The 11,690-nt window shown below is 42.9% G+C and carries 14 protein-coding genes; 3 read left to right on the top strand and 11 right to left on the bottom strand.

Going from position 1 to position 11,690, the window contains the following annotated elements; genetic code table 11:
• Positions 1 to 161: 161 nt before the first annotated feature.
• From ACTHRG_RS02875 to nagB, 3 genes are read right to left on the bottom strand one after another with little or no spacing between them, the layout of a single operon-like run.
• Entirely contained in the window at positions 162 to 344 is a 183-nt protein-coding gene (locus ACTHRG_RS02875) for a Spo0E family sporulation regulatory protein-aspartic acid phosphatase (RefSeq protein WP_440230533.1), read from the bottom strand.
• Positions 345 to 348: 4 nt separating this feature from the next.
• On the bottom strand, positions 349 to 1,086 hold the full coding sequence (locus tag ACTHRG_RS02870; RefSeq protein ID WP_335449529.1) for an SIS domain-containing protein: 738 nt from the start codon (positions 1,084 to 1,086) through the stop codon (positions 349 to 351).
• A 14-nt stretch (positions 1,087 to 1,100) separates the two neighbouring features.
• Positions 1,101 to 1,838, bottom strand: a complete 738-nt coding sequence (gene nagB, locus ACTHRG_RS02865; protein WP_440230532.1) for a glucosamine-6-phosphate deaminase — start codon at positions 1,836 to 1,838, stop codon at positions 1,101 to 1,103.
• 275 nt (positions 1,839 to 2,113) lie between these two features.
• On the opposite strand from nagB, the gene nagE reads away from it, so the two are divergent.
• The gene (nagE, locus tag ACTHRG_RS02860; RefSeq protein ID WP_440230531.1) at positions 2,114 to 3,490 is read left to right on the top strand and encodes an N-acetylglucosamine-specific PTS transporter subunit IIBC; all 1,377 of its coding nucleotides are present in this window, start codon (positions 2,114 to 2,116) and stop codon (positions 3,488 to 3,490) included.
• A gap of 42 nt (positions 3,491 to 3,532) precedes the next feature.
• Here the strand turns inward: nagE and chbG are convergent, their stop codons facing one another.
• The 5 genes from chbG to ACTHRG_RS02835 all read right to left on the bottom strand — a co-directional run bounded on the left by chbG (position 3,533) and on the right by ACTHRG_RS02835 (position 7,599).
• Complete coding sequence (chbG, locus tag ACTHRG_RS02855; RefSeq protein WP_440230530.1) at positions 3,533 to 4,231, bottom strand: chitin disaccharide deacetylase; 699 nt, start codon at positions 4,229 to 4,231, stop codon at positions 3,533 to 3,535.
• A gap of 63 nt (positions 4,232 to 4,294) precedes the next feature.
• Positions 4,295 to 5,617, bottom strand: a complete 1,323-nt coding sequence (locus ACTHRG_RS02850; protein WP_440230529.1) for a 6-phospho-beta-glucosidase — start codon at positions 5,615 to 5,617, stop codon at positions 4,295 to 4,297.
• A 13-nt stretch (positions 5,618 to 5,630) separates the two neighbouring features.
• Positions 5,631 to 5,945, bottom strand: a complete 315-nt coding sequence (locus tag ACTHRG_RS02845) for a PTS lactose/cellobiose transporter subunit IIA (protein ID WP_440230528.1) — start codon at positions 5,943 to 5,945, stop codon at positions 5,631 to 5,633.
• 11 nt (positions 5,946 to 5,956) lie between these two features.
• On the bottom strand, positions 5,957 to 7,291 hold the full coding sequence (locus ACTHRG_RS02840; RefSeq protein WP_440230527.1) for a PTS sugar transporter subunit IIC: 1,335 nt from the start codon (positions 7,289 to 7,291) through the stop codon (positions 5,957 to 5,959).
• Between the two features lie 2 nt (positions 7,292 to 7,293).
• On the bottom strand, positions 7,294 to 7,599 hold the full coding sequence (locus tag ACTHRG_RS02835) for a PTS sugar transporter subunit IIB (RefSeq protein ID WP_076257893.1): 306 nt from the start codon (positions 7,597 to 7,599) through the stop codon (positions 7,294 to 7,296).
• Between the two features lie 284 nt (positions 7,600 to 7,883).
• Here ACTHRG_RS02835 and ACTHRG_RS02830 point away from each other — a divergent pair, with 284 nt between their 5' ends.
• Positions 7,884 to 8,615 carry a GntR family transcriptional regulator gene (locus ACTHRG_RS02830; protein ID WP_440230526.1) on the top strand — a complete coding sequence of 244 codons (732 nt, stop codon included), beginning with the start codon at positions 7,884 to 7,886 and terminating at the stop codon, positions 8,613 to 8,615.
• Positions 8,616 to 9,049: 434 nt separating this feature from the next.
• Here the strand turns inward: ACTHRG_RS02830 and ACTHRG_RS02825 are convergent, their stop codons facing one another.
• Positions 9,050 to 9,577, bottom strand: a complete 528-nt coding sequence (locus tag ACTHRG_RS02825) for a GrpB family protein (protein ID WP_440230525.1) — start codon at positions 9,575 to 9,577, stop codon at positions 9,050 to 9,052.
• 15 nt (positions 9,578 to 9,592) lie between these two features.
• Positions 9,593 to 10,291 carry a methyltransferase domain-containing protein gene (locus ACTHRG_RS02820; protein ID WP_440230524.1) on the bottom strand — a complete coding sequence of 233 codons (699 nt, stop codon included), beginning with the start codon at positions 10,289 to 10,291 and terminating at the stop codon, positions 9,593 to 9,595.
• A gap of 345 nt (positions 10,292 to 10,636) precedes the next feature.
• Between ACTHRG_RS02820 and ACTHRG_RS02815 the strand changes: the two genes are divergently transcribed.
• Positions 10,637 to 10,912: a YqhV family protein gene (locus ACTHRG_RS02815; RefSeq protein WP_197206774.1), complete on the top strand. Its 276-nt coding sequence runs from the start codon at positions 10,637 to 10,639 to the stop codon at positions 10,910 to 10,912.
• A 16-nt stretch (positions 10,913 to 10,928) separates the two neighbouring features.
• On the opposite strand, the gene ACTHRG_RS02810 is transcribed toward ACTHRG_RS02815, so the two are convergent.
• On the bottom strand, positions 10,929 to 11,639 hold the full coding sequence (locus tag ACTHRG_RS02810) for a polysaccharide deacetylase family protein (protein WP_440230523.1): 711 nt from the start codon (positions 11,637 to 11,639) through the stop codon (positions 10,929 to 10,931).
• Between the last annotated feature and the right edge of the window lie 51 nt (positions 11,640 to 11,690).

Here is an 11,690-nt window from a genome sequence, read left to right as displayed (position 1 = left end):
TTTGCAAATTACAGGATTTAGTTGCAAAATGGTCTATGCTTGTTTTTAGAATTTCTTTTTATTTGCAGTCTTCTCATTCTATTTGCAAGTTTTCCATTTTTATTTGCAGGTTTGTCCAGGCTATTTGCAAATTATCTTTTTTATTTGCAATTTCTTCATATCTATTTGCAAATAACCTCATAAGGGCCCAATTTTTTAGCATCTCGTTTCAATCGCTGTGATTCAACAATTAACTTATCCAGTTCCTGGCTTAATTTCAAGGTATCAATATCTGTTAGTCCCTTAGAATAAATGCTTTGAATCATTGCCTGCCTGGTCTGTTCAATTGCCTTTGTTAAATTCATTCCGTTATCCTTCCAGCAAGGGAATTCGGAATTTATATCTTTTCACCAGCTCTCTGTTATGCTGGTCTGCTCCATCTACATTTCCACTTTTAAAAATAGGCGGTTCGAACCCGTTTTCAATCATCACTTCTACTGCTTCCACCATCAGGCTGTTTACAATCGCAAAGCCAATAATAGATGAGGCGGAGCCGAATCTAGTCCCCATTGCTGAATGCTGCATCAATGCGTCCCCTGGCTCGATATGGTTGTCAATCGCCAGGTCCACTGATGAAAACAGATACTTTCCGTGTTTATGGCGGGAGGACTGAGTTTCAGCATATCGCGGGGAAGTAATTCCTATCACGAATGCTCCACCGGCTTTTGAAATTTCAGCTACATCCACCGGTACTGGATTCCGGCCTGAAGTGGAGGCCACAATCACAACATCACTCGGCTGGATATCAGCATTCTCCATAAATCCACCGGCAAAATTGTTTTCCTTTTCCAAGGAAGAAGAACGGACTGCACCCTTATGCAGCATTAAGTCCTCAACAAATATGGGTTTAATGGGGGCTAGCCCCCCTGCACGGTAAAACAGCTCTTCGGCGAGCATATGTGAATGCCCGCAGCCAAACACATGTATAATTCCGTTGTTTTGGATACACTCAGCCACTGCACGGGCTGCTTTCTTCAATTTTTGTCCCTCTTCTTTTTCCACGAGTGACAATAATTCTTTTACACCATTCAGATATTTCTCCAGCATTCTTCCTACCCCATTTATACCCTGACTTTGGATGCGCTTAGTGCTGCTTTATCTGCAATCACTTTTACATTCGGATGATTTCTTAATACTGATGCAGGAAACTGCTCATTAACTCCATTTCCAAGAAGCTGCCCAATGGCATCAGCTTTTGCTTCACCTGAAGCAAGAAGGAGAATCTCCCTGCTCTGCATGATCGTAGCGATTCCCATAGTAATGGCTTGGGTCGGCACCTCTTCGATCGTATTAAAAAACCTGGCATTGGCTTTAATAGTGGAATCTGCTAAATCGACAATATGAGTTTTAGATAAAAAAGACGTGCCAGGCTCATTAAAGCCAATGTGCCCATTATTGCCGATCCCCAAAATCTGCAGATCAATGCCGCCATGGTTTTTAAGCTTACTCTCATAATTTCGGCATTCTCCTGCCAAATCCTCGGCCGAACCGCTTGGGACAAAAGTATTTTCCTTACGAATATCGAGATGGTTAAATAATTGAGAATCCATAAAATATCGGTAGCTTTGCGGGTTTTCTCCGGAAAGGCCGATATACTCATCCAAATTAAAGGTTGCCACCTTTTTATATGATGTTCCATTTTCCCGATGATCTTCAATTAATCGTTTATATGTTCCCACAGGCGTGCTCCCGGTTGCCAATCCGAATGTCGCTTCAGGGAATTGGCGTACCTTCCGGATGATGTACTCCGCTGCTGTTTTACTCATTTCTTCATAGTTGTTAACTTTAATGATCTCCATCATGAGTTCCTCCCTGCAAAAAGCTGAATAAGTATATATTTGCACTATTGAAGGCAAAATATCGGAAATAAATAAACCCATTTATACTTCCTATCGTACCACCACAAAGTATAGTTGTCTATACCAATTTAAGCACTAAGTAAAACCTTGTTTTAAAATGTAATAACATTTTCTTTTAAAAATGGTATAGACAACTATATTTATATTTTGGTATGATTACGACAGTTTAGTAAAACGCTTTCTTATTCATTATTTTTTATTAAGGAGAGATCAATATGTTAGGATTCTTACAACGAATTGGTAAGGCATTAATGCTTCCGATTGCTGTCCTGCCTGCCGCTGGTCTTTTGCTCCGCTTTGGACAAGATGATTTATTGGGTATTCCGTTCATCGCCAATGCCGGCAATGCCATTTTCGCGAACCTGGCACTTATATTTGCCATTGGGGTTGCGATGGGATTTGCGAAGGATAATAATGGGGCTGCTGCCCTTTCCGGTGCCATCGGTTTTCTGGTGCTGACCGAGGGTGCAATTGCCATCGATGAAAATATCAATATGGGAGTACTCGGCGGTATTATTGCCGGTATTATAGCCGGATTATTGTATAACCGCTTCCATGATATCAAGCTTCCGGATTGGCTTGGATTCTTTAGCGGACGCCGCTTCGTTCCGATTATCACTTCCGTCACCATGATTCTTCTGGCTGCCATCGCCGGTTTTGCCTGGCCGCCAATCCAGGGTGCGATCGATGCACTGGGCAACTGGATAATTGGTCTTGGCGCTTTAGGTTCAGGACTATTCGGCTTTATGAACCGTCTTTTAATACCTTTGGGTCTACACCATGTATTGAACAGTTTATTCTGGTTCCAGTTCGGCGAATTTGAAGGAGTTAATGGAGATATTGCCCGCTTCTTTGCAGGAGATCCCTCAGCAGGAGCTTACATGACTGGATTCTTCCCTGTGATGATGTTCGGTCTGCCGGCTGCAGCTTTTGCGATCATTGCAACTGCCAAGCCTGAAAAAAGAAAAGCGGTATCCGGAATGTTCATCGGCCTTGCGTTGACTTCATTCCTAACTGGTATTACAGAGCCTATCGAGTTCTCCTTTATGTTCATCGCACCTCTTTTATATGGAGTGCATGCCATCTTAACTGGGGTTTCCATGTGGGTAACATCCTTACTGGGCATACGAGATGGTTTCACATTCTCAGCAGGCGCACTCGATTTTGCACTGAACTTTAATATCGCTGAAAAGCCGCTGCTGCTGTTGGGAATTGGCGTCATCTACGCTATTCTGTACTTCGTTATCTTCTATGCACTAATTAAAGCATTAGACCTGAAAACGCCAGGCCGTGAAGAGGACGAAGATATCGTGGAAGATGAAGATGAACCAGTCTCAACGGGCAACAGCAAGTATGAAGTTATGGCAAGCCATTTTATTAAAGATATTGGCGGTGCTGACAACATTACTTCTATTGATAACTGTGCGACACGCCTGCGCTTAAACATTGCGAATATGGAAAAAGTGAAGGAAAGCGCACTGAAGGCACATGGTGCTAAAGGAATCATGAAATTAAGCAAAACGAACCTGCAGATCATTGTTGGAACAGACGTTGAGTTTGTTGCAGATGAGATGAAGAAAATAAAGAAGTAATTGACTAAAAAACAGTGTCCCGAGACGGACACTGTTTTTTTACTATATCAGCTTTATATTAGGCGGAAGTTTTGCAGAGCATAGTATTCTGAGTTCCTGTAAGCGCATTAAATTATAAGAAGACCCCTCCATAAGCAATTGATCTGCAAATGCCGGATGGCACATGACTTCCACTGTTTCCCCGTCTTCAGCCTTTTCTGCCAGCGTGCTGAAATAGTCTTCCTGAATGCCATCTCCGTAAAAATCGAATAAGCACCTGTCCGTATGGCTTTTGACCCCTTCAAGCGCAAAATTGCCATTTACTCTGAAAGGGAGACCGTACTTTTTGGACAGGTATTGTACTACCGGGAGAAACTCATCCCGTGTATGAACATGGTGGTGACTATCCAGGTGGGAAGGGGTAAGACCTGCCCCGATAAACCGGTCAATTTGTGCAGACCACTCCCGCTCCAGTTCTTCAAGCGAGATTCCCGCTAAATCCCCCTGAGATCTGAAGTATCCATCTTTTTTAGTTAAGGTTATGCTATCTGATAATAACGGCTTCCCGCATGTGAGGACTAAATGAACGCCAGTTCGTAACCCCGGGTATTGTTTCGCCATAGCTAGGGCCTGCCCGGTTCCGGCCATGTTCATCATCATGGTGGCGGAATTGACAATTCCATATAAATAGCTGTGCAAAATTCCATAATTCACGCCGGGACTATATCCAAAATCATCTGCATTGACGATGAGGTTTATCATATTTAGAGGCCTCCGGTTAAATAGATGCAAGGCAGCCTGAAAATAATGCTGCCCTGCAAAATTCTATTGAAATTGCGGCAAATAGGAACGATGGGCTTCGAGCATTTCATCAAGTATTTTTTTAGCTATCTTGTCGGAGCTCACCAGCGGATTGATTGTCAGCGCCAGTAGAGCAGTATTGTAATCACCAGTTAAGGCCGCTTCTATGGTCACCCTTTCAAAGGATTTAATAGCTTGAACCAGCCCTCTGACTGCTATTGGAAGTTCCCCGACCGCTATCGGCTTCGGTCCGTCTTTCGTTATAATGCAGCTGACCTCCACGGCTGAATCTGACGGAAGGCCTGCAATAGCACCATTATTCAGGGTGTTAACCGGCTGTATATCCCTTTTATCTGTATATATCGAATGAATGAGTCTGCATGCTGCATCACTGTAATAAGCGCCTCCCCTTTTTTCAAGCTGGGGAGGCTTTTCAGCAAGGTCTGGATTCTGATATAACTGGAATAGCTCTTCCTCCAGCTTTTTAACCACTTCGGCCCGGGTTCCGCCTTCTGATGCGGCCTTGATTTCTTCTTCCACCATTTCGCGCGTCTTATAGTAATAATTATGGTAAGGACATGGAAGCACATTTAATGCCTGCAGAAATTCAGGTTCCCAACCCATCGCATGGATGTTTTTCATCGTTATCGAATGTTTTTCGTCCGTAAGCTTGTTCAGCAGCTCTTCCTTGACAGTCACTCCATCGACATAAACATTAAGCCCGTAGACAAGGTGGTTAAGTCCGGCAAAGTCAATCCTGACTCTGCTGTGGTCCACATTCATTAACTGAGCTGCCCCCATCTCCATTCCAATCGGCACATTGCATAAACCAACCACTTTTTTGATGCTGCTGTATCGCAGGATTGCTTCTGTAATGATTCCTGCCGGATTGGTAAAATTAATAAGCCATGCATTGGGGCATAATTCTTCCATTTCACGGCAGATCTCCATTATGACCGGAATCGTTCTGAGTGCCTTAAAGAATCCTCCCGGGCCATTGGTTTCCTGGCCCAGGACTCCATATTTCAGTGGAATTCTCTCGTCTTTTGCTCTTGCATCCAAAAGCCCGACACGGAATTGAGTTGTAACAAAATCGGCATTCTTAAGCGCTTTTTTCCTATCTAAAGTAAGATGAATCTGTATGGGAACCCCGGCTTTTTCAACCATCCGTTTCGCTAATTGGCCAACTATCTCGAGCTTATTTCTTCCTTCCTCCACATCCACAAGCCAAATTTCCCTGACAGACAATTCCTGATGTCTTTTAATAAAGCCTTCAATTAATTCAGGTGTATAGCTTGAACCTCCGCCGATCACGGCGATTTTAATACGATCTGGTTGCTGTGCCATTCTGTTACCTCTCTTAATCCAGTTTCTTGTATAAGTCGATAAATTCCTGTGCCATGTCTTTGACAGTGAGTGCATTCATCAAATGATCCTGTGCATGGACAAGAATGATGGGCAGATCGAATTGAGCCCCGGAAGCCTCTCCCTGAATTAACTCCGTTTGATGTCTGTGTGCCAGCACAAATTCCTCCTCGGCTTCCCGGATTTTAGCTTCCGCATCTTCGAACTTGCCTGCCTTTGCTTCCCGGATTGATTCCATGGCAAAACTTCTGGCATTCCCGCTGTGCAGAATAAGCTGAAATGAGATTTGATAGAGCTTTTCTTTATCCATTTTTAACCCGCCTAACCTTGAATTGTTGGTGACTGTTCCGGCTGCATCTGCTTCTGCTTCTTTTCATCCATTTTTCCTGTTATATAGACAAATGGAAGATAAATGACAATAGAAATCGTTAAATTCACAAGTGCCAGCACTGCACCGGAGATATGTCCTCCAGTCGCAAGGTAGCCTCCAATTCCTGCCGGTGTTACCCAAGGGATGCTTGCCACTACGACCGGATAAACCAGGCCCCATTTTATGGCCAGATACGCCACAACCGTCATGATGACTGGTGCTGAAATAAACGGAATCAGCCAGATGGGATTTAACACAATTGGAAGCCCGAATAATAATGGTTCATTGATTTGAAAAATTCCAGGCGGCGTTCCCAATGCCAGCAATTGCTTGTGCCTCTTTCGTCCTGCAATAAACATGGCAATGATAAGGCCCAGCGTTGCCCCGGAGCCGCCAAGATATACGAAGGCATCCAGGAAAGGACCTGCCATAATGGCATACTTATCAAGATCTGTCACTCCCTGAGCATATAAATCGGTGTTTTTGGTTCCGAGAGATGTAAATAATGGCGTTGTAACACCCCCAAGAATGTTAGGCCCATGAAGGCCAACCGACCAAAAACCATGGACAAGAAAGACAATAAGGATCGCAAATGGCAGTGAATCGGCAGCATTTGTCAATGGTGCTACAAGTGTTGTATTCAGCCAGTCATTCAAAAATTCCCCATCTGTCATTTTTCTGAACAGAAGACCAGCCACTCCGAATACGAATATCGTCAGCATGCCCGGCACCAATTTGGCAAAAGCCCCTGAAACGGCAGGAGGAACTCCATCCGGAAGTTTGATAATAAAGGCTTTCACCTTTGTAAGACGGATAAATAATTCAGTTGCAAGAAGAGCTACTACAATCCCGGTAAATAGAGCTGTAGCGTTAAAATATCCATAGCCAATGAACCCCCAGACACCTTCTGTTTCCGGCACCTGGCCTACTTGAGGAACTAAGAGGAAGAAACAGGCTGCGGCAACCAGCATTGCCTCAAAACCATCGTCCCCATAGGATTTGGCAAGCCTGTGGGAAATGCCAAACACAGCGAAAATGGTTAAGAAGGCAAAGGTGCCCCACCAGATATCTCCGCCCAGTATTTTCCAGGATTCGCCGAAAATACTTTCCATTAGCCTGCCGTACGGCTTAATGATTTCCCCAAGATTATTAAACAGAACAGCAAACGATCCCACCATTGTGATGGCAATCATCCCGATCAAGGCATCCCGGATAGCAAGCAAATGTCTGTTATTGCCGAATTTCATAGCGTAAGGCATGATATATTTCTCAATAAACGTCATCATCACTATTCACCCTTTATCAATGAGATAGCCTGCTTTAATACTTCCTCTCCATTGCATAAGCCATAATGCATCGGGTTTATGGGTGCTACAGGAATTCTGCCTCCTGCCTCCTTCTTGAGCTGCTCGGTCATAAAGCGAATCTGCGGTCCAAGCAGCAGGACATCTGCCGAATCAATATGATTTCTAACCTCCCCGTTGCCAACAGCCCAAATTTTACAGTCGATCCCCTGGCTTTCAGCACTTGCCTGCATTTTTGTCACTAGAAGACTAGTAGACATTCCAGCCGAACAGCATAACAAAATATTCATGATTGACCCCCTTTTCTCTGTAAGCGATTTCAAATTAATAGAATGATTGCTTATCCTAATAGTACCATCAATAAAACAGATTATTCAGTCAATTTAAATCAAAGATATTCCTTTTTTGAAGTCATCACCTCCTTTCAATACCTTATGCTTGAAATTAATTGTAATTACAAATATTTTATTTTTCAATACATTTTTAAAATTTGTTATTACAAATAATTTTATAATTGATATGACAATATGTTCTATGGAATAATAGATAGAAGAACAGAGTAGGAGGAACGGTTATGAATTACGGTTTCACCGAGGAAAGTGCCCTGCACTTAAAGGTTAAAGATAGCATTCTTGAGCTTATCAGAAACGGAGAATACAAACCGGATACCAAATTGCCGACAGAAGCGGAGTTTTGTGAAAAATACGGAGTCAGCCGGACAACTATTAGAACAGCACTCCAGCAGCTGAGCATAGAAGGCCATATTTACCGCCAGCAAGGCAGAGGCACATTTGTATCAAGCAATAAAGTAAAGCAGCGCCTGACTTCTACAGTCGAAAACTTTTCAACACAAATGGCGATGCAGGGAAAGAACCCGCTCATAAAAGTCATAAACCTGGAAGTCATCCCTGCCGACTCCTTCTTAGCAGATGTCTTTGACCTGTCAGAAGGTGATCCGGTTAATGTTCTCGAACGGATCAGGTATGCTGATGAAGAGCCCCTTCAATACGAAAAAGCCTTTCTGCCATGGAAAAAGACCCCCAGCTTGAACCGGCAGGCCTGTGAAAATTCCTTATACCATTTGCTGCAGACACAATACAACTTAAAAATCAAAAAGACAGTGGAACACTTAGAAATCGGGTTCCCCGAAAAGGAAATTAGTGAACTGCTAAAAATCAAACCTGAAACACCCTGTTTCTCTCTTGAGACTTATGCTTATATCGATGACGGAAGCTTAATCGAGTATTCCAAAACCGTGTTCCGAGGGGATTATGCTCATTTTATTATTGAGCGGAATTATGATTAAAGAATCGCAGATTTATGCGGGTATTTTTCTTGTTGGCAGAGGAAGGCAGAGCTGGCTGTGACACCGTGGACCGCGGTTTGGTTCTTCTGTGATTGGAGGTGAACAAGGTTTGGACTCTATGTGGGCGTTTTCTCACTTCTGTGTCCGAAGTTGCTCCGGGTTCGGACTCTGCGAGCGCGGTTTCCGTTTTCTAAGTCCGAAGCTGTCCCGGGTTTGGACTCTGACAACGACTTTTCTCACTTCTGAGTCCGAAGCTGTCACGGGTTCCGACTCTGCCTCCGCGGTTTCCGCTTTCTGAGTCCGAAGTTGTCCCGGGTTCCGACTCTGCCGACTCGGTTTCCGCTTCCTCTGTCCGAAGTCGCCCCGCCGCCTGACTCTATTAAACTGACTTCCCCAGTTTCAGTCCTAAGACGGCATAAGCGGAATAAAACTGACTAGAATGATTGCCCCTTTTTGTACCACATCATCGCCTTCATCTCAGTTTCCTGCACAAGTGCTTCCTTCCCTTTTATATAAGCATCAATGTCAAAGGGAAACTGTTTCGCTAACTCCATTTTTAAGGTTCCATATTGTTTTGCGTCTTCTCCGTTTTCCCTTAGGTAATCACGAAAAGCAAGATGGCGCGTGATTTCATGACTCCCTTTTTCATAGATATGGACATGATGTGTCCGCTGATTTCCACCTTTTTGAAAATACCGCCGGCCAGGGAGTCCATTTTCTCCACGGGGCTCATAACCCAGTGAAATCATTTCCGTATTAAAGCGGTCAACCCTCTCAATATCTTTTACGACAGGCATTATATCAATGACGGGCTTTGCTGCCAGACCAGGAACCGAAGTGCTCCCAAAATGGTGAATGGCCCAAATTTCTTCTTGAAAGATGGTCTTGATTAACTCTGACTCACTTTGAAATTTAAATTTCCAATCAGGATTATAGCGGGTAACAGTCACTGTCCTTGTCATGTTCTCCTCCTGAATTTATTTTAAGCTCATCAAACACGCCCATAAAAAATCTTCGCCAAATAGATCACTGGGCTGCTGCATTTTTTTCATCGTTCTAAGCTCCAGAAAATGAAAGTCATCTTGAAAGATCTCTTTCAATCGTTCCTCCGTATAGCCGATGCCTCCCTTTAGGCTGCCAATGCGATACACCTCCCAGTCCGGCGTGGGAAGTGCTCCATCCGGATTAAAGCATACCAGACCAAATTTTCCTCCAGGCTTGAGTGCAGCCTTGATTATTTCCAGGTATGTAACCCTTCTATGCGGCGGAAGGTGATGAAACATGCCGCTGTCATAAATAAAATCATAGCTGTGAGGTTCAAAGTGAAAGTCGAATAGAGATACACATTCAAAATTAATTTTCACCTGTGCTTCATTTGCTCTTTCACCTGCCCATTTGATCGCCTTTTCAGAAAAATCAATGGCATCCACTTGTGCCCCATTCTTCGCCAGATAAGTAGCATTCCTTCCTGGTCCGCATCCAATTTCCAGTACCTTCCCCGCCTGCAGTCCATTTTGAACATACTCAGACAGGTTTTCATCCGGCCCTTTTACTTTGAAAAATGGAATCTCTTTTTCCCGGTCTTCGTAGAAGTTTTCCCAGAATAATTTTGGTTCTCTTAACAATCCATCCAGCATTTCCAATAAGTCTTTATGATGTAAAATAGCTTTTGCCATAGCCATCTTCCCCCTTTCTTTTATTTTACTTAATCCCTTATTGGAAAGGATTACAGCTGCGTTAAGAATAGATTATTTAAGTAAAAACGGTCAGCTGATTTTGCATTATTCTTCCATCTAAAAAACCTGCAAGGGGGTATTTTAAAGTTTTATAGTCTGAGAAATACTTAAGTCTTTAAGCTAAGAAAAAATACTTCCTGCCCCATCCTAAGGACTCTAGAAAAACATCCAGTCATCGCTTTTTGTAATATTTGTAACACTTATGAAACAATTTCTTTTGAAAACTTGTCCTTCATTTCGGTCAGCTTTCATATAATGACGACAAGAAGGTTTAGGAGGTACGTGATGTTTCTGTTTCTTGATAAAGCGATTCTCGGTATGGCCATTTTGAGGCTTATTTCCGGGAGCATTGAAATTTTTGTTGCCCTATTAATCTTAAAAATGAATGATATCGAAAAAGCATTGATTGTGAATAGTTCACTGGCCCTTATTGGACCGCCTGTGCTTCTCTTGACGACTGTCATAGGATTGACCGGAATGGCTGATAAAGTTTCATTAAGTAAGATCTTATGGGTGCTTTGCGGGGTTGGCTGCATTCTGTATGGGGTTAAAGGGAGATAGAGCTGTATAGACAGCTCTATTTCTGATGTTTCAGCAATTCTGAAACGGTGGTCATATCGTATCCTTGCTCTTTTAATGACGCAATTATTTTACTAACAGATTTCAGAGACTCTTCCCGGCTTTCATACATGACATGAAGAAGAATGATGGAGCCTGGTTCTATATTCTCCGCCACATACTCCGTGATTTTATCAGCATCTCCTTCTATTTCCGGAAAACTTTCAGGCTCGATATTCCATAAAACGGTCTTTCGCTCCTGTTTGGATAAATAGTAAGGCAGGAGAAATAATTTTTTCCCGTAAGGAGGCCGAAAATAAATTTCTCCCTTATAGCCTGTCTGCCTGATTAAAGCATCTGTTTTCTCAATTTCTTTTTTGATGAAAGAGGGAGATTTTAAGACCATTCGTGAATGGGAATATGAATGATTGCCGATTTCATGCCCTTCTCCCGCAATCTTTTTCGCATGGTCCATATGTTGTTCGATCTCTTTTCCTGTTAAATAGAAAGTAGCTTTAATCTCCTCTTCCCGTAAAATAGTTAAGATTTCATCCGTATTGACACCAGGCCCATCATCAAAAGTCAAGGCGACGACTTTATCCTCAGTTTCAGCTTTATTTACAAGGCCGCCGAAAAACTGAAAGTTCCTGGACTTCGATACTTCAAAGAGCAAAAAGGCTATTCCTAATAGCAAGATGATCCATAAACTGATTTTTAGCAGTATTTTCATAATTCCTCCTAATGCTCTAGTTACAGAGTAATTATAATTTAAATATGTAAA

Origin of the sequence: Cytobacillus sp. SAFR-174 (assembly GCF_051964675.1) — a bacterium.
In the GTDB taxonomy this organism is placed as follows: domain Bacteria; phylum Bacillota; class Bacilli; order Bacillales; family Cytobacillaceae; genus Cytobacillus.
Note: the sequence above shows the minus strand (reverse complement) of the source record. Positions and strands in the feature narration are given on the sequence as shown.